Annotated in this window: 17 protein-coding genes; 13 read left to right on the forward strand and 4 right to left on the reverse strand. The window is 71.1% G+C overall.

All coding sequences use genetic code 11. The features are described from left to right. Positions 1–203 precede the first annotated feature (203 nt). From ACUKCB_RS03055 to der, 12 genes are all read left to right on the forward strand, one after another. Positions 204–1844 carry a CTP synthase gene (locus tag ACUKCB_RS03055; RefSeq protein WP_473038913.1) on the forward strand — a complete coding sequence of 547 codons (1641 nt, stop codon included), beginning with the start codon at positions 204–206 and terminating at the stop codon, positions 1842–1844. Between the two features lie 47 nt (positions 1845–1891). After that, entirely contained in the window at positions 1892–2560 is a 669-nt protein-coding gene (locus ACUKCB_RS03060) for an NUDIX domain-containing protein (RefSeq protein ID WP_473038914.1), read from the forward strand. Continuing rightward, positions 2553–3566, forward strand: coding sequence for a site-specific tyrosine recombinase XerD (locus ACUKCB_RS03065; protein ID WP_473038915.1), 1014 nt, complete (start codon positions 2553–2555; stop codon positions 3564–3566). The genes ACUKCB_RS03060 and ACUKCB_RS03065 overlap by 8 nt, the downstream gene beginning before the upstream one ends. A 291-nt stretch (positions 3567–3857) precedes the next feature. Continuing rightward, positions 3858–4817, forward strand: a complete 960-nt coding sequence (locus ACUKCB_RS03070) for a ParA family protein (protein ID WP_191272154.1) — start codon at positions 3858–3860, stop codon at positions 4815–4817. Beyond that, the gene (locus ACUKCB_RS03075) at positions 4814–5215 is read left to right on the forward strand and encodes a hypothetical protein (protein ID WP_473038916.1); all 402 of its coding nucleotides are present in this window, start codon (positions 4814–4816) and stop codon (positions 5213–5215) included. Before ACUKCB_RS03070 ends, ACUKCB_RS03075 begins: the two co-directional genes overlap by 4 nt. 119 nt (positions 5216–5334) lie before the next feature. Next, positions 5335–6201 carry a segregation and condensation protein A gene (locus ACUKCB_RS03080; RefSeq protein WP_473038917.1) on the forward strand — a complete coding sequence of 289 codons (867 nt, stop codon included), beginning with the start codon at positions 5335–5337 and terminating at the stop codon, positions 6199–6201. Continuing rightward, the gene (gene scpB / locus ACUKCB_RS03085; RefSeq protein ID WP_473038918.1) at positions 6198–6788 is read left to right on the forward strand and encodes an SMC-Scp complex subunit ScpB; all 591 of its coding nucleotides are present in this window, start codon (positions 6198–6200) and stop codon (positions 6786–6788) included. The genes ACUKCB_RS03080 and scpB overlap by 4 nt, the downstream gene beginning before the upstream one ends. Continuing rightward, a complete protein-coding gene (locus ACUKCB_RS03090) occupies positions 6775–8466 on the forward strand; it encodes a pseudouridine synthase (RefSeq protein ID WP_473038919.1) in 1692 nt (563 codons plus the stop codon). Before scpB ends, ACUKCB_RS03090 begins: the two co-directional genes overlap by 14 nt. 113 nt (positions 8467–8579) lie before the next feature. Further along, on the forward strand, positions 8580–8942 hold the full coding sequence (gene aroH, locus ACUKCB_RS03095) for a chorismate mutase (RefSeq protein ID WP_473038920.1): 363 nt from the start codon (positions 8580–8582) through the stop codon (positions 8940–8942). An 88-nt stretch (positions 8943–9030) separates the two neighbouring features. Next, positions 9031–10242: a prephenate dehydrogenase gene (locus ACUKCB_RS03100; RefSeq protein WP_473038921.1), complete on the forward strand. Its 1212-nt coding sequence runs from the start codon at positions 9031–9033 to the stop codon at positions 10240–10242. A gap of 128 nt (positions 10243–10370) precedes the next feature. Then, positions 10371–11060: a (d)CMP kinase gene (cmk, locus tag ACUKCB_RS03105; protein WP_473038922.1), complete on the forward strand. Its 690-nt coding sequence runs from the start codon at positions 10371–10373 to the stop codon at positions 11058–11060. Positions 11061–11260: 200 nt separating this feature from the next. After that, positions 11261–12700, forward strand: a complete 1440-nt coding sequence (gene der / locus ACUKCB_RS03110) for a ribosome biogenesis GTPase Der (RefSeq protein ID WP_473040907.1) — start codon at positions 11261–11263, stop codon at positions 12698–12700. An 85-nt stretch (positions 12701–12785) separates the two neighbouring features. Here the strand turns inward: der and ACUKCB_RS03115 are convergent, their stop codons facing one another. After that, positions 12786–14240: an MFS transporter gene (locus tag ACUKCB_RS03115; RefSeq protein ID WP_473038923.1), complete on the reverse strand. Its 1455-nt coding sequence runs from the start codon at positions 14238–14240 to the stop codon at positions 12786–12788. A 98-nt stretch (positions 14241–14338) separates the two neighbouring features. Here ACUKCB_RS03115 and ACUKCB_RS03120 point away from each other — a divergent pair, with 98 nt between their 5' ends. Further along, the gene (locus ACUKCB_RS03120) at positions 14339–14836 is read left to right on the forward strand and encodes a 2-thiouracil desulfurase family protein (protein WP_191272138.1); all 498 of its coding nucleotides are present in this window, start codon (positions 14339–14341) and stop codon (positions 14834–14836) included. Between the two features lie 60 nt (positions 14837–14896). Here ACUKCB_RS03120 and ACUKCB_RS03125 read toward each other — a convergent pair whose 3' ends face one another. The 3 genes from ACUKCB_RS03125 to ACUKCB_RS03135 are packed head-to-tail and all read right to left on the reverse strand — an operon-like array spanning position 14897 to position 17639. Further along, positions 14897–15457 (reverse strand): dihydrofolate reductase family protein, encoded by a 561-nt coding sequence (locus tag ACUKCB_RS03125; RefSeq protein WP_473038925.1) that lies wholly within the window; start codon positions 15455–15457, stop codon positions 14897–14899. Then, a complete protein-coding gene (locus ACUKCB_RS03130) occupies positions 15454–16428 on the reverse strand; it encodes a helix-turn-helix domain-containing protein (RefSeq protein ID WP_473038927.1) in 975 nt (324 codons plus the stop codon). The genes ACUKCB_RS03125 and ACUKCB_RS03130 overlap by 4 nt, the downstream gene beginning before the upstream one ends. Beyond that, a complete protein-coding gene (locus ACUKCB_RS03135; RefSeq protein ID WP_473038928.1) occupies positions 16425–17639 on the reverse strand; it encodes an MFS transporter in 1215 nt (404 codons plus the stop codon). The genes ACUKCB_RS03130 and ACUKCB_RS03135 overlap by 4 nt, the downstream gene beginning before the upstream one ends. Positions 17640–17705 lie beyond the last annotated feature (66 nt).

Below are 17705 nucleotides of genomic sequence, written 5' to 3' on the forward strand. Positions count from 1 at the left end.
CGGCAACCGTGCAGGTGGGGACCGGGAACAGCGGACCGGGAAAAGGCGTTCCCGGGTGTGGGCGACCGGGGGGCCTGTTATCCTGGTGCCCCGTGGAGTCCGACGTACCGGAACGGCACAGCCGCCGGCCGGAACCGGACCGCCGCACGGCCGCTCAGCTCGTCCGAGCCCGCCGTAGCCACTCAAACCACGGGAGCAACACTTTGGCATCCGCCGCGAGTACCAAGCACCTTTTCGTTACTGGCGGCGTCGCCTCCAGTCTTGGTAAGGGCCTGACCGCCTCCAGCCTGGGCCGACTCCTGAAGTCGCGGGGCCTTCGGGTCACCATGCAGAAGCTGGACCCCTACCTCAACGTGGACCCGGGGACGATGAACCCCTTCCAGCACGGCGAGGTCTTCGTGACCGACGACGGTGCCGAGACCGACCTGGACGTGGGCCACTACGAGCGCTTCCTCGACGTCGAGCTGTCCGCCTCGGCCAACGTCACCACCGGGCAGATCTACTCCAGTGTGATCGCCAAGGAGCGCCAGGGCGCCTACCTCGGTGACACCGTGCAGGTCATCCCGCACATCACCAACGAGATCAAGTCGCGTATCTACGCGATGGACTCCCCCGACGTCGACATCGTCATCACCGAGATCGGCGGCACGGTCGGCGACATCGAGTCGCAGCCCTTCCTCGAGGCGGTCCGCCAGATCCGGCACGAGATCGGCCGGGAGAACTGCTTCTTCCTGCACGTCTCCCTCATCCCGTTCCTCGGCCCGGCCGGGGAGATGAAGACCAAGCCGACCCAGCACTCGGTCGCCGCCCTGCGCAGCATCGGTATCCAGCCCGACGCCATCGTGTGCCGTTCGGACCGCCCCATCACGCAGAGCCTGAAGGCCAAGATCAGCCTCATGTGCGATGTCGACGAGGCGGGCGTGGTCTCCACCCCCGACGCCCCCTCCATCTACGACATCCCCAAGGTCCTGCACCGCGAGGGCCTGGACGCCTACGTCGTCCGCCGTCTGGGCATGCCCTTCCGGGACGTGGACTGGACCGAGTGGGACGAGCTGCTGCGTCGCGTGCACCAGCCCGACCACGAGGTCACCATCGCCATGGTCGGTAAGTACATCGACCTGCCCGACGCCTACCTGTCGGTCAGCGAGGCCCTGCGCGCGGGCGGTTTCGCCACCGACACCCGGGTGAACATCCGCTGGGTGGCCAGTGACAACTGCGCCAGCCCTTCGGGTGCGGCCTCCGAGCTCGACGGCGCCGACGGCATCCTCATCCCGGGCGGCTTCGGCGTACGCGGTATCGAGGGCAAGCTCGGCGCGATCCGCTACGCCCGTGAGAACGGGGTGCCGCTGCTGGGCATCTGCCTGGGCCTGCAGGGGCTGGTCATCGAGTACGCGCGCAACGTGCTCGGGCTGGAGGGCGCCAACAGCACCGAGTTCGACGACAAGGCCGTCGACCCGGTCATCGCGACCATGGCCGACCAGGCCGACGTGGTCTCCGGTGACCGTGACATGGGCGGCACCATGCGGCTGGGCATGTACCCGGCGTCCCTGGGCGAGGGCACCCTGGTGCGGGACCTGTACGACGGTGCCGCGCAGGTGTCCGAGCGCCACCGGCACCGGTTCGAGGTCAACAACTCCTACCGGTCCAAGCTGGAGGAGGCGGGTCTGGTGTTCTCCGGCCTCTCCCCGGATGGCAAGCTGGTGGAATACGTGGAACTGCCCCGGGAAACGCACCCGTTCTTCGTTGCGACGCAGGCGCACCCGGAGCTGCGCTCCCGTCCGACCAACGCGAACCCGCTCTTCCGCGGTCTGATCTCCGCTTCGCTGGAGCACCGGCTCTCCTGACGGGGGATGGGACCGGGCGGGCGGGGCCCGAGCCTGAGAGGGGCCGCATGGCCAACCACACCCGCCCGGTCACCGCCGAAACGACGGGGGCGTACGCGAAGGTCGCGGACGCCCCCGCGTCGTGGCCGGTGGAGCGCACCGAGGAGCGGTTCACCGGCGCCAAGTGCGGAATGCGCACGGACTGGGTGCAGATGCCCGGGGCCAACGGTGAGGGCCGGAGTCTGGCCGCCCGCGACTACATGGACCATCCCGGGGCGGCGGCGGTCGTGGCCCTGGATTCGGCCGGACGCGTGTTGCTGCAGCGCCAGTACCGGCACCCCACCCAGCACACCCTGTGGGAGCTGCCCGCCGGGCTCATCGACGGCGCGGGCGAGGGGCCCCTGGCCACCGCCCGGCGGGAACTGCTGGAGGAGTCCGCGCTGCGCGCCGGGACCTGGCACGAACTGCCCGACTTCTTCCCCAGCCCCGGTTTCTCCGACGAGCGCATCCACATCTTCCTCGCCCGGGACCTGACCGAGGTACCCGAGGAGGAGGTCGGCTTCGTGCGCGAACACGAGGAGACCGACCTCGCCGCCGAGTGGCTGCCGCTGCCGGAGGCGGTACGCGCGGTCCTGGAGGGACGCCTGCACAACGGGGCGACGATCATCGGGATCCTGGCCGCGCACACGGCGGCCCAGGACGGGTTCACCTCCCTGCCCGTGGCTGCGGATGCCTGACCCGATGGCGCGGACCGAACCCGGGGCGGGTCCGCTGTGGCGTGCACGGGCCGCGTTCCTGGACCATCTGGGTGCCGAGCGGGCTCTGGCCGACAACACCCTGCTGGCCTACCGTCGTGACCTTTGCCGTTACGTCGGCTACCTGGAGGACCAAGGGCTCACCGAGCCGGCGCAGGTCTGTCCGGGGCACGTCGGGGCGTACCTGGGTGCGCTGCGCGAGGGCGACGAGGAGCACGCCCCGTTGGGTGCGGCCTCGGCCGGACGAGCCCTGGCGGCGGTGCGCGGGCTGCACCGGTTCGCGGTGCGGGAGGGGTGGGCGGCCGTCGACCCGGCCGTGGACGTGACACCCCCGGTGCCGCCGATGCGGCTGCCCAAGGCGGCTCCCCTGGAGGCGGTGGAGCGGTTGTTGGAGGCGGCGGGCCCGGCGGACGCTCCTGCCTCGGCCGCGCGGGCCGATCTGTTGGCCCAGCGTGACCGCGCCCTGTTGGAGGTGCTCTACGGCACCGGGGCGCGTGTCTCGGAGGCGGTGGGGCTGGACGTGGACGACGTCGCGGAGGCGGTGGACGCCGACGGCGCGGTCGGGTTGGTGCGGTTCCGCGGCAAGGGCGGGAAGGAACGCCTGGTCCCGCTGGGCTCCTACGCGCGGCGGGCTCTGGGTGGGTACCTGACCCTGGTACGCCCGGCCCTGGCCGCGTCGGGCCGAGGCGGTCCCGCCCTGTTCGTGAACGCGCGCGGTGGCCGATTGACCCGTCAGGGCGGGTGGGCGCTGCTGTCGGCGGTGGCCGCACGGGCGGGGGTCGAGGGCGTCTCCCCGCACACCCTGCGGCACTCCTTCGCCACCCACCTGTTGGACGGCGGCGCCGACATTCGGGTCGTGCAGGAGCTGCTGGGGCACAGTTCGGTCACCACCACCCAGGTCTACACGCTGGTGACGGTGGAGCGGTTGCGCGAGGTGTACGCCTCCAGCCACCCCCGGGCACGGTGGTCCGACGGCGGCTCGGGGTGAGGGCAGGGCCCTGGTGACAGGGGGAGCGGGGGAGCGTTCGGGGTGAGTCCGACGTGCGCCGTGTGTACCCTTCTCCTACGAGAAGGAGGGGTACGTGCGAGCGGTTCCTCCCGGTTGTGCAGGCGGGGGAATCCTCGTCCGATCATGTTGAAGTGCGCCGTGTCGTCGTTCTAGAGTCGCCGCACAGAGGTACGTTGCTGTCGACATATTGAGTTTCCGACGGCGGCCAGTCGTGGGAGGCGTCAGCAGTCCCATCGGGCCGTGGCCGGTCCGTGGGGGAGGTCAAGGGTTGTGAACTGGTCGGAGTACGACGAGGCGGCGAACACCGCACCCGTCGGTGAGGGGGACCTCGCCGATCCGGTGAGCAACCCCTGGGGGACGACACGCAACACGGGGGCGGATCTGCACACCAAGAGACCCGAGCGGACATATCCGGAGCCAGCACCGCTCGACGAACACGGCCCGGCACGGATTGTAGCACTCTGTAATCAGAAGGGTGGGGTCGGTAAGACCACCACCACCATCAACCTCGGTGCGGCCATCGCCGAGTACGGCAGACGGGTGCTGCTGGTCGACTTCGACCCGCAGGGCGCGCTGTCGGTGGGTCTGGGGCGGCTGGACCCGCGCGAGTTGGACCTGACCGTCTACAACCTGCTCATGCAGCGCGACGTGACGGTCGAGGACGTCCTGCTCAAGACGGACATCGACGGACTGGACCTCATCCCGAGCAACATCGACCTGTCCGCGGCCGAGGTGCAGCTGGTCGGGGAGGTGGCACGTGAGCAGATGCTGGGGCGCGCGCTGCGTCCGGTCATCAACGACTACGACGTCATCCTCATCGACTGCCAGCCGTCGCTGGGCCTGCTCACCGTCAACGCGCTGACCGCGGCGGACGGGGTCATCGTGCCGTTGGAGTGCGAGTTCTTCGCACTGCGCGGTGTCGCCCTGCTGATGGACACGATCCAGAAGGTGCAGGAGCGGCTCAACGAGGACCTGGTGATCGACGGTTTCCTCGGCACCATGTACGACCCGCGCACCCTGCACGCCCGCGAGGTGTTGTCCACGATCGTGGACGGGTTCGGGGACAAGGTCTACGGCACGGTGATCAACCGCACCGTGCGTTTTCCGGACGCCACTGTGGCGGGGGAACCGATCACCAGGTTCGACTCGTCCTCGGCCGGGGCCAACGCCTACCGGTCCCTGGCCAAGGAGGTGCTGGCGAGGTGGCCTCTCAGCGGTCACGGCGCGTGACGCTACCCGGGGCGGACGAACTGTTCTTCCGCCCCTCCGGCTCCGAGGAGGAGTTGGGCGAGACCGAACGCCAGTACCAGGTACCGGAACAGGACCGACAGGGGACGGCCGAGACTCCGTCGGAGCGGCCCGCGCGCAAGCCGAACAGCCGCGGCAGGACCAAGGTGCGCCGTGCGCCGAAACCGAGCGGGCGCCAGCGCCACGACGAGAAGATCACCGTCTACGTTTCGGGGCCCGAACTGCTGGCCCTGGAACAGACCAGGCTCTCGCTCCGCGCGGAGCACGGGCTGTCTGCCGACCGCGGCCGCCTCGTACGCGAGGCCGTCGCCGTGCTGCTGGCCGACTTCGAGGAGCACGGTTCGAGCAGCATGCTGGTACGTCGGCTGAGTGAGGAATGAGTACCCCGGTCCGACCGCTGGGGGAGCGGACACGGACCGGGGCGGGAGACAGAGGGTGTCACCGGCTGGTCCGAGCCGGTGACACCCTTGTGTCATGAGCAAGAAGACGCGGGCCGGTCATGATGACTGACCGGGAGGGGCCGCCCCCGCAGGAGGAGGGCGCCGACGAGGTCGACGAGAACGCCTTCCAGGTGCACCTGGACAACTTCGAGGGACCGTTCGACCTGCTGCTCGGGCTGATCTCCAAGCACAAGCTGGACATCACCGAGGTGGCGCTGTCGAAGGTGACCGACGAGTTCATCGCGCACATCCGCGCGTTCGGCGATGACTGGGACCTGGACCAGGCCAGTAACTTCCTGCTGGTCGCGGCCACCCTGCTCGACCTCAAGGCCGCCCGTCTGCTGCCGCGGGGCGAGATCGAGGACGAGGGCGACCTGGCCCTGCTGGAGGCCCGGGACCTGCTGTTCGCCCGCCTGCTCCAGTACCGGGCCTACAAGGAGGTCGCCTCCTTCATGCGGGAGCGGTTGGCCACCCAGGGCCGCCGGTACGCGCGGGCGGTGCCGTTGGAGGAGCGGTTCGCCGGGATGCGCCCGGACGTGCTGTTCAAGCTCGGGCCCCAGGAGTTCGCGGCCCTGGCCGGCATGGTGTTCACCCCGAAGGAGCCGCCGAGCGTCTCGGTCACCCACATCCACCTCACCAAGACCTCCGTGAAGGAGCAGGGTGAGCTGATGGTGGCCGAGTTGCGCGAACACGGCCGGTTGACGTTCGCACAGCTGACGGTCGAGTGCACCGGTACCTTCGAGGTCGTCGCCAGGTTCCTGGCCCTGCTGGAGCTGTACCGGGCCTCGAACGTGGGTTTCGACCAGCCCGAACCGCTGGGCGAACTGACCGTCACCTGGACCGGTGGTGACGGGGACGTCGAGCTGGAGTCCGACTACGACGAGGCGGCACCGACCGCCGACACGACGCCGGGGGAGCAGCCATGACCGCAGAGCAGACCGCGGACGCGGGCGGGGCCCAGGCCACGCCGACCCTGCGCCGTGACCTGGAGGCCGTGCTGATGGTGGTCGACCAGCCGGTGTCCGAGTACGACCTGGCCCGCGCCATGGACGTACCGGTGGAAACCGTCACCCGGACCCTGGAGGAACTCTCCCGGGAATACACCGAGCAGGGCCGTGGTTTCGACCTACGGGCGGTGGCCGACGGGTGGCGTGTGTACACGCGGCCCGAATGCGCCGACATCGTCGAGCACTTCCTCCGGGAAGGGCAGGAGGTGCGGCTCACCCAGGCCGCACTCGAGACGATGGCCGTGGTCGCCTACCGCCAACCGGTCTCACGTGGCAGGGTTTCCGCCGTACGCGGGGTCAACTGCGACGGGGTTATGCGTACCCTCGTACTGAGGGGCCTGATCGAAGAGGCCGGACACGACTCCGAGTCCGGTGCTCTGCTGTATCGGACCACTTCCTATTTCCTGGAACGGCTGGGCCTGCGCGGCCTTGACGAGCTGCCTGATCTGGCGCCGTTCCTCCCCGACGACATCGAAGGTCTTGACGACACCGGTGAGCACACCTAACAACGAACGTTCCCGTGGTGAGCGGGACGACGCACCGCGCGGTGAGCGCGGCGACTACAACAACCGCGGAGGCCGAGGCCACCGCGACGACCGAGGCAGGGACGACCGGCGCCCCCAGGGGCGTGGTGACGGTCCCCGCCGTGACGACCGGAGCCGGGGCGGTTACCAGGGCCGGGACGACCGCCGTGGCGGTGGCCGGGACGACCGCGACCGGCGTGGTGGCGGCTATCAGGGCCGCGATGACCGGGGCCGTGGTGGTTACCAGGGTCAGGGGCGTGACGACCGCCGTGGTGGTGGCCGTTTCGACCGTGACGACCGTGACCGGCGTCCCCAGGGCCGGGACGACCGTGGCCGTGGCGGTTACCAGGGCCGGGACGACCGCCGTGGCGGTGGCCGGGACGACCGCGACCGGCGTGGTGGCGGCTATCAGGGCCGCGATGACCGGGGCCGTGGTGGTTACCAGGGTCAGGGGCGTGACGACCGCCGTGGTGGTGGCCGTTTCGACCGTGACCGGCGTCCCCAGGGCCGGGACGACCGTGGCGGCCGTTCCTTCGAGCGCCGCGACGACCGTCCTCGCCGTGACGACCGCGACCGCCGCCCGCAGGGCCGTGACGACAACCGCGGCGGTGGCTACCAGGGCGGGGACGGCCGTACCCGTCGGGACGCCCAGGGCCGTCGGATGCAGGGCGGTGACAAGCGCGGTGGCGGCTACCAGCGCCGTGACGACCGCGGTGGCCGTCCGCAGGGTCGGGACGACCGGCCGCGCCGTGACCAGGGCCGAGACCCCGACCAGCGCCCGGCGCGCCGCGACCACGCTCCGGTCAGGGACGCCAAGAGCGAGAGCCAGCTCTCCAAGGCGGCTCGTGAGCGCCTCAACGCCCTGCGGGCGGACTACAACCCGCGCGACGAGGACCGCCACAGCGGTGACCCCCGTGACACCTACACCGACGTTCCGGGAGGCATCCGGCTCCAGAAGGCGCTGGCCGCGGCCGGTGTCGCCAGCCGCCGGGCCAGCGAGGAGATGATCGCGGCCGGCCGGGTGAGCGTGGACGGCCAGGTCGTGCGGCGCTTCGGCGCCCGCGTCGACCCGGAGGTCTCCGAGATCCGTGTCGACGACATGCGCGTGGTCACCGCCCCGGACAAGCTGTACTTCGCGCTGAACAAGCCGCGCGGTGTGGTCAGCACCATGTGGGACCCGCAGGGCCGTCCGACCCTGGCCGACTACGCCGGTCAGACCGAGGAGCGCATCTTCCACGTGGGTCGGCTGGACACCGAGACCGAGGGTCTCATCCTGCTGACCAACGACGGGGACCTCGCCAACCGGCTCACGCACCCGCGCTACAAGGTCGTCAAGACCTACGTCGCGAAGGTCCCGGGGCCGGTTCCGCACCGCGTGGTGCGCCGGATCCAGAAGGGCGTGGAGCTGGAGGACGGCCCGGTGAAGGTCGACTCCTTCCGCGTGGTCGACAACGACGAGGCCCAGGCCATGGTGGAGATCCGCCTGCACGAGGGGCGCAAGCACATCGTGCGCCGCCTCATGGAGGAGGTGGGCCACCCGGTCACGGACCTGGCGCGCACCCAGGTCGGCCCGATCGACCTCAACACCCTGCGGCTGGGCACGATGCGCGCGCTCAGCTCGCGTGAGATCGGTGAGCTGTACAAGGTGGCGGGCCTGTAACCACGCAGGGCTGTGGATACAGTTGACGGCGGTCGCACCCCGAACGGGGGAGCGGCCGCCGTTTCCTCTTCTCCGGGTGCGGCAGGGTTGACGACGACAAGGCGGGATCGAACGTGGCGGTACGGGCCATCCGCGGTGCGGTGCAGGTCGACGCGGACGAACGCGAGCAGGTGCTGGAGGCCACGGCCGAACTGGTCCGGGAGGTGATGCGGCGCAACGAACTCACCACGGACGACGTGATCAGTGTGGTGTTCACCGCCACCCCCGACCTGACCAGTGAGTTCCCCGCGCTGGCCGCGCGCAAGGTCGGTTTCGTCGACGTTCCGCTGATGTGCGCGACCGAGATCGCCGTCCCGCACGCCCTGCCGCGTGTGGTGCGGCTCATGGCGCACGTGGACACCGACCGTGCGCGCGCCGACGTCCAGCACGTCTACCTGCGTGGGGCGCAGGCGCTGCGCCTGGACATCGCCCAGTAGGTGCGGCGTTGCGGCAGGTGGCGGCTCCGGGTCCGGGCCGCCGGGGCCGTAGTCTGGAAGACAGGCACACGGCAGGGTCGGGGGAGCAGTGAGTGGTAGCGGTGGCGCGGACGGCGCCGGAACGAGGCGGACGGACCTGCGTCGGGTCACGGTGCTCGGCAGCGGTCTGATCGGGACGTCGATCGCTCTGGCCCTGCGCGCCCGTGGTGTCGATGTCACCCTCACCGACCCGGATCCGGCCTCCCTGCGGTTGGCCTGCGACCTCGGTGCCGGGCGCCCCCTGGACGGGGCCGCGGAGAGCTCTCCCGCGGACATCGCGGTGATCGCCGCGCCCCCCGCCGTCGTCCCGGCGGTGCTGTGCGACGCCCAGGACCGGAAGCTGGCCCAGGTGTACACCGACGCGGCCAGTGTCAAGGCGAGCGTGGTGGCGGGTGCAGAGCGGCTCGGCTGTGACATGACGGCCTTCGTGGCCGGGCACCCGATGGGCGGCCGGGAGAAGCACGGCCCGGGTGCCGCCCGCGCGGACCTGTTCCTGGGCCGGTCCTGGGCGCTGTGTCCCACCGACGACGCCGACGCCGGTTCCGTGGCCGCGGTGACCGAACTGGCCCGCCTGTGCGGGGCCGATCCGCTGGTACTGGAGGCGGGGGCGCACGACCGCGCGGTGGCCCTGGTCTCGCACGCCCCGCACGTGGCCTCCTCCGCGGTGGCCGCCCGGCTGCTGGCCGGGGACGAGGCCGCACTGACCCTGGCCGGTCAGGGGGTGCGCGACGTCACCCGTATCGCCGGCGGGGACCCGGCCATGTGGACGGAGATCCTCACCCACAACGCGGGGCCGGTGGCCGAGGTGTTGCGCGAGACGGCCGCCGACCTGGCGGCCACCGCCGAGGCGCTGCGCACCTGGTCCGCCCGGACCCCCGCCGATCCGCCCGGCCGGGCTCCGGCCGGGACCGAAACCTCCTCCCGGGACGGAGCCGGGGGCGGGGACGACGTCGGCCTGGAGCCGGTCCGCGACCTGTTGGCCCGGGGGCGTTCCGGACACGGCCGCATCCCCGGCAAGCACGGTGCGGTCCGCCGCCCCGTGTACACGGTGATCCCGGTCGTCATCCCGGACGAGCCCGGGGCGCTGGGCCGCCTGTTCGCCGCGGCCGCCACGGCCGGCGTCAACATCGAGGACGTGCGGATCGAGCACTCCCCGGGTCTGCCGTTGGGCGTGGCCGAGCTGTACGTGCTCCCGGAGGCCGTGGACACCCTCGCCGCGGCCCTGTCGGCCGACGGCTGGTCGGTGCACCCGGGTGCCTGAGCACGCCCCCTGGTGTGTTGCGGCCCTTCGCGCGGACGGGCGCGCGGCGCGACGGCCCCGCGCGCGAAGGTAGGCTGAGGCGTCGGCAGTGACGGTGTCATCCGTCCGTAGTGAGGGAGTCAGCAGTAGTGAGCGCGCAGGGCAAGGGAATCGTCATCGCCATCGACGGTCCCTCCGGGTCGGGCAAGTCGAGCACGGCCAAGGGCGTCGCCAAGGCGCGGGAACTGCGCTACCTCGACACCGGAGCCATGTACCGGGCCCTCACCTGGTGGATGCTGGACAACGGTGTGGACGTCGACGACGCCGCCGCGGTGGCCGCCAACGTCGAGCGCCCCGTGATCACCATGGGCACCGACCCCTCCGCCCCCACGGTGGCGGTGGACGGCCGTGACGTGGCCGCCGAGATCCGCGGCAAGGAGGTCACCACCAACGTGAGCGCCGTTTCGGCGGTGCCCGAGGTGCGCGCTCTGCTGGTGCGGACCCAGCGCGAGATCATCGAGGCCGCCCGGAACGAGTCCGCGGGTATCGTCGTGGAAGGCCGTGACATCACGACCGTGGTCGCCCCCCAGGCACCGGTCAAGCTGTTCCTGACCGCCAGCGCCGAGGCGCGCGCCCAGCGCCGCAGCAAGGAGGTCCGGACCGGGGACATCGCCGCGACCCAGGCCGACCTGGCCCGCCGCGACATGCTGGACTCCAGCCGGTCCCACTCGCCGCTGACGCAGACCGCCGACGCCACCGAGCTCGACACCACGGGCCTGAACCTGGACGAGGTCGTCGCTCTGGTCGTCAAGCTGGCCGACGAGGCCGGGAACGGGTAGGTCCTCCGCAGGGAGGAACCGGCCACACCTTCCCCTTCGGGGGAACACAGAAACATCCACGGGGGTTGCCCTCCGTGGCAGGACGCGGGCGCCCTCAGCGGCGCCCGTGGTGATTCACGTGGCGATCGCGTCGAATCCTTTCGCATCCCCGCGGTACGCATCCTGGGCGCGTGGGGACCCAGAACCGGGAGTACGAGTACATGAGTGAGTTCGACGTGGTCGACACGGGCCCCGAGGGCGAGGAGACGGCGTTGCCCGTCGTCGCCGTCGTCGGTCGCCCCAACGTCGGTAAGTCCAGTCTGGTCAACCGGATCCTCGGCCGCCGCGAGGCCGTGGTCGAGGACGTGCCGGGGGTGACCCGTGACCGGGTGGCCTACGACGCCGAGTGGCAGAACCACCGCTTCACGCTGGTGGACACCGGCGGTTGGGAGACCAGCGTCAGCGGCCTGGCCGCGATGGTCGCCCGGCAGGCCGAGTACGCCGCGCAGACCGCCGACGTCATCCTGTTCGTGGTCGACGCGACCGTCGGCATCGCCGACGCCGACGCCGCCGTCACCCGAGTGCTGCGCTCCACCAAACGTCCCGTGGTGCTGGCGGCCAACAAGGTCGACGGCGAGGGCCAGGAGGCCGACGCGCTCGACCTGTGGAACCTCGGCATGGGACAGCCCTACCCGATCAGCGCCCTGCACGGTCGCGGCACCGGCGACATGCTGGACGCCATCGTGGACTCCTTCCCCGAGACGCCCGTGGGCGACGCGGAGGAGGACGAGGAGGACGGCCCGTCCCGGATCGCCCTGCTGGGCCGTCCGAACGTGGGCAAGTCCAGCCTGCTGAACCGGCTCGCCGGTGAGGACCGGGTGGTCGTGGACTCGGTCGCGGGCACCACCCGGGACGCCGTCGACGAGCTCATCGAGCTGGGCGGCAAGACCTGGAAGTTCATCGACACCGCCGGTATCCGCCGCCGGTTCCGCGCGCTCCAGGGCGCCGACTACTACGCGACCATGCGTACCGGCACCGCCCTGGAGCGGGCCGAGGTGGCCGTGGTGCTGATGGACGTCAGCGAGCCGCTCGCCGAGCAGGACATCCGGGTCGTGGAGCAGGTCGTCGAGTCCGGCCGCGGTCTGGTCCTGGCGTTCAACAAGTGGGACATCCTCGACGACGAGCGCCGGATCTACCTGGAGAAGGAGATCGACCGCCAGCTGGCGCGGGTCTCCTGGGCGCCGCGGGTGAACATCTCCGCGGCCACCGGCCGCCACATGGAGCGGCTCGTCCCCGCGATCGAGACCAGCCTGGCGGGTTGGAACCAGCGCATCTCGACGGGTCAGCTCAACAACTGGCTCAAGGAGCTGGTGGCAGCCACCCCGCCGCCGGTGCGCGGCGGCAAGCAGCCCAAGATCCTGTTCGCGACCCAGGCCGGTGCGCGTCCGCCGCACTTCATCCTGTTCACGACCGGGTTCCTCGAGGAGAACTACCGCCGCTTCATCGAGCGGCGCCTGCGCGAGGACTTCGGTTTCGAGGGGACCCCGGTGCACATCAGCATGCGCATCCGGGAGAAGAAGAACGCCGGCGTGGGCCGCGCCTCGAAGGGCAGTGTGCGTCCGGACCGCAAGCCGCGCGGCGGCGGTGGCCGCCGGAAGTAGGCACGGGTTCCGGAACCGAAGGGGCGTCCCGGGCGGGGCGCCCCTTCGGCGTGTGCTCGGATTCCGGTCCGTGCCCCGGCCCCGGTCAGGGGTCGGAGGGCAGGCGGCGGACGTTGCTGCCGCGGATACTCCAGCCCGAGCCGTCGCCCCTGCGGGGGCGGGGCAGACCTCCCACGGTCGCGGGGCCGCGTTCGGGGACCGGGATGGCCGGTGCGCCCGGCAGCGGTTTCCCGGCACTCTCCCGCATCCGCCAGACCACCAGGACACCGACAGCCCCGGCGGCCATCACCAGCCAGGCGGGCGAGTACAGGTTTCCGGTGGACTGCACCAGCGACTCGGCGACCAGCGGGGTGGTACCGCCGAACAGGGCCACCGAGATGTTGAAGCTGATGGCCAGGGCACCGTAACGGACCTTGGTGGGGAAGAACGCCGGGAGCGAGGCGGGCGCGGCACCGGAGAAGTGCACGAGGGTCAGGGCCAGGACCACCACACCCAGGGACGCGGCCCACGGGCTGCCCTGTTGGACCAGCCAGAAGGCGGGCAGCGACAGCACGATCGCACAGAGACTGCCGGAGAGCAGTACCGGTCGGCGGCCGACCCTGTCACTCAGCCGGCCGAACAGGGTCACCGTCGCCAGCATGAACGCCATGGCGCCCAGGGTCACCACCAGGGCCAGGGTGGTCGAGTACCCCAGTTCGGCCTCCAGGTAGGTGGGCAGGTAGGCGGTGACCATGTAGTTGTTGACGTTGAAGACCAGGACGAGGCCGATGCACAGCAGGAGGGTGCGCCACTGGCCCACGACGGTCTCCCTGAGCTGTCCCCTGCGGCGTTTCCCCGCGGAGTCCTTGGCGAAGCCGTCGGTGTTCTCGTTGAAGACCGGGGTGTCCTCCAGCTTCAGCCGGAGGTAGAGGCCGACGGCGCCGAGCGGCAGGGCCAGCAGGAACGGAACGCGCCAACCCCAGGCGGTCATCGCGTCGCCACCCAGCAGCAGGGTCATGACCGTGACGATGGTGGCCCCGCCCACGTAGCCGCTGACGGTGCCGAACTCCAGCCAGGAGGCGAGGAAACCACGGCGCCGGTCCGGCGCGTACTCGGCGATGAAGGTGGTGGCCCCGCCGTACTCGCCGCCGGTGGAGAAGCCCTGGAGCATCCGGGCGACCAGCAGCAGGACCGGCGCCGCGATGCCGATGGTGGCGGCCGAGGGGATGAGCCCGATAGAGAAGGTGCTCGCCGCCATGAGCAGCATCGTGAACGCCAGCACCTGCTTGCGGCCGATCCGGTCGCCGAGCGGGCCGAAGAACATGCCGCCGAGCGGACGGACCAGGAAGGCCGCCGCGAACGTGGTGAACGTGGCGATGAGTTGGACGCCCGCGGTCTGGGACGGGTAGAAGACCAGCCCGATCGTGACCGCGAGGTAGCTGTAGACACCGAAGTCGTACCACTCGGTCGCGTTGCCGATCGCGGCGGCCGTGACGGCCTTGCGGGTGGCCCGGTGCTCGGTTCGCAGGACCCGCCGGCCCTCTGGTTGGTTGTCGCTCACGTCTCTCCCTCGGTGCTCTCACCTGGTGCACATAGGTAAGCACTCCGGGTGCTGAATCCGTGGGATGTGGCCGCAGTGTCCGGCGGTAGCCTGGCGGTATGCGAAAAGTGCTGGTCAGTGCCTGCCTGATGGGGCGCAGGGTCCGTTACGACGGCCAGGCGAAACCTGTGGGGGACGACACGGTCACTCGCTGGCGGGAGGAGGGGCGCCTCGTCGTGCACTGCCCCGAGATCGCCGGCGGTCTGCCGGTGCCCCGGCCGCCCGCGGAGATCGAACCGGGCGCCGACGCCGCCGACGTGCTCGCCGGGCGGGCTCGCATCCTCACCCCCGAGGGCGCGGACGTGACGGGCCCCTTCGTGTCCGGTGCGCGTTCGGCGCTGGCCACCGCCCGCTCCCAGGGGGTGGTGATGGCGCTGCTCAAGGAGTCCAGCCCCTCCTGCGGGCTGCACGAGGTGTACGACGGGACCTTCGAGGGGCGCAAGGTGCCGGGGGAGGGTGTGACCGCGCACCTGCTCCGTGAGCACGGGGTGGCCGTGTTCAACGAGAACGAGGTCGCGCAGGCCGCAGAGCGGATGAGGGTTCTGGAAGCGGGCTGAACCGCGCGCAGGACACGCCCCGGGACACCGCAGCGGTGTCCCGGGGCGCGGTGCGGGGCGTCAGTCCCTGACGACCGCGTAGCGCAGGCAGGCGAAGGGACCCGCGAGCTTGGCCTCCAGCGGCTTCAACCGGACCCGCCCGTCGAGCAGGGGAGCGCCGCCGCCCAGGCTGACCGGTGCGACGGAGACCGACACCTCGTCCAGCAGCCCCAGCCGGGCCAGTTCGGCGGCGATCCGTCCGCCGCCGACCACCCAGATGTCGCGGCCGTCGGCGGCCTCGACCATCTTCGCGTGCAGGTCCCGCAGCTCCTGGTCGGTGTCGGCGCTGGTGAAGCGGAGGTCGCCTTCGACCCGGGGGAGCTCCCGGTGGGTGAGTACCCAGGTGGGGACCTGGTACGGCCAGGGCTTGCCGCCCTCGTGCCTGTGGATCCACTCGTAGGTGGTCGCCCCCATCACGATCGCTCCCGCGCCCCTGATGAACTCTTCGGTCCTGTCGAGCGCCTCGCCGTGTCCCTCGTCCTCCGGTCCGCTCTCCACGGCGAACAGCCACTCCAGTGAGTTGTCCTGGTCGGCGATGAAGCCGTCCAGGCTGGTGGCGGTCTCGTAGACGGTCCTGCTCATGTCGTGTCTCCCCGTTCGTTCGGTGTCCGGTGTCGGTTCGGTGCCCCGTGCCGTTCCTGCAACCACTCCAGTGGGTCGCCGTGGCCCACCTCGACCCCCGCCGCGCGCAGCATGTGGCGGACGCTCTGCCTACGGTGCGCGGAGTAGGTGAGCACGTGCGCGACCACCCCGCCGAGCAGGAAGCTCTCCGGTGGGTCGCACAGGGCGTCGATGAGCCGGTCGCCCCAGGCGTTCCGGCGCCCGATGTCGTCGACGGCGGCGATCCAGCGCGCCCCCGCCACCTCGTGCCTGGCTCGGAGCGAGGCCGGGTCGTCGGGCCCCTGCCCGGGGAAGTCCTCGCCGCCGATGGAGGCCAGCCAGACCTCCTTGGACCGCACCAGCCGGTCCAGGGCGGCCGCGATCGACCCCTCCGGGCCGTCCCAGGCCAGAACGGTCCGGCCGGGCTCCCAGACCCTCCGGTAGTCCTGTTCCGGCAGGTCCGCCGCCAGGGCGATGAGCCGGGTCGTGTCGTCGACGTCGTGGTGGGTCTGGAGTGCGGTCAGGTCCATGCCGGGTCGTCCCCTCGGGTTCTCCTCCACCCACAGGTGGATCGGCGGGTGGAAGTGGACGCCGTTGGGTGCGGGCAGCCATCTGCCGCTGCCCGACGTGGTGGCGCTGGGCGGGTGACCGAAGGCGCGCGCGAAGGCCCGCGTGAACCCTTCCACCGACCCGTAGCCGGCCGCGAACGCCGCGTCGGTGACGCTGGTGCCCTGGCCGATCTGCCAGGACGCGCGTTCCAGCAGGACCCGGCGGCGCAGCGCCACCGGGGACTCGCCGGTGTCCCGGGTGAAGAGGCGGCTGAAGTGGAAGGGCGAGGCGTGGGCCTGCCCCGCCATCTCGCTCAGTCGGGCGTTGTCCTCGTCCAGGACCGCGTCGAGCAGTTCACGCAGGCGGTCACGCCCGGAGGAGGGCTCGGTGGTGGAGTCGGTCATGGGACCAGTATGTTCTCGGGCCCCTCGCCGCCGCTTGACCGTTCTTGCGCAGTGTCGGCGGCCTCCTGACCGACCCGGGCCGCCCTGAGCGCGGGCGGGACCATCGCCGCCAGTGCGAGCAGCGCCAAGGCCGTCCCCACCCACAGCGGCCCGCGCAGCCCGAGGGCGTCCACCCCCATGCCGCCGAACCAGGAACCGAGCACGACCCCCAGGGTGATGAACGAGGAGTGCACGGTGTTGACCAGGGAACGCGTGTTTCCGGCCCGCTGGACGCGGGTGATCATCGCTGGGTTCAGGGTGATGCCGACCAGGCCGATGCCCGTCATCGACAGCAGCGCGATCGCCGGGACGTGGGCGAACAGGGCGAAGGCGGCGAGAAAGGCCGTGTTGAGGGCCAGGCCCGTAATGATGACGGTGATGGTGTGGGACATGGCCAGGCGGCCGACGACGATGTTGCCGACCACGGTCGCGCCGCCGTAGGCGAGCAGCAGGAGCGGAACGGTGTCGCGGGAGAAGCCGGTGACCTCGGTCAGAACGGGAGTGAAGTAGGAGAGGGCCGCGAAGGTGGCGCCGATGACCAGGGTCGAGGTGCCCATGACCAGCCACAGCCGCGGTCGGCGGAACACCGCGGTTTCGGTGCGCAGGTCCTTGACGTCCTCGGTCCTGTCCAGGCGTGGCAGCGCCGGCACGGTGGCGACCGCGACGATCACGGTCAGCACTCCGACGAGGACGAACGAGGCCCGCCAGCCGAACTGGTTGCCGACCAGGGCGGACAGGGGGAGGCCGAGCAAGGTGCCCACCATGAGCCCCTGGAGGGCCAGCCCCGTGGCCCGGCCGCGCAGGTGCGGGGCGCTCACCTGGGCGACGGCGGACAGGGCGACGCCGAAGAAGGCTCCGGCGGCGGTGCCGGTGACGACCCGGGCGAGCACCATCGCCCCGTAGGAGGGGGCGAGGGCGGCCAGGGCGTTGCCGGCGAGGAAGACGGCGAACAGGACCAGGATCGCGCGGTCGGTGCCCAGCCGTAGCACCGCCAGGGTGGCCAGGGGTCCGCCGAGCGCCATGGCCAGGGCGAACGCGGTGATCAGGTAGCCGATGCGCGGGATGGTGGTGTTGAGGTCCTCGGCCATCTGCGGCATGAGCCCGCTGACGAGTAGTTCGCTGGTGACCATGGCGAAGATGCCGAGTGCTAGGAGGTGGACGGATCTGGGCATGGGGGTCTGTCCCCTTGGTTTTGAATCGATCAGTTCAAAACTTGGGCGCGAAAACGCACGGGCGGT

Source organism: Nocardiopsis moroccensis, from assembly GCF_055763695.1.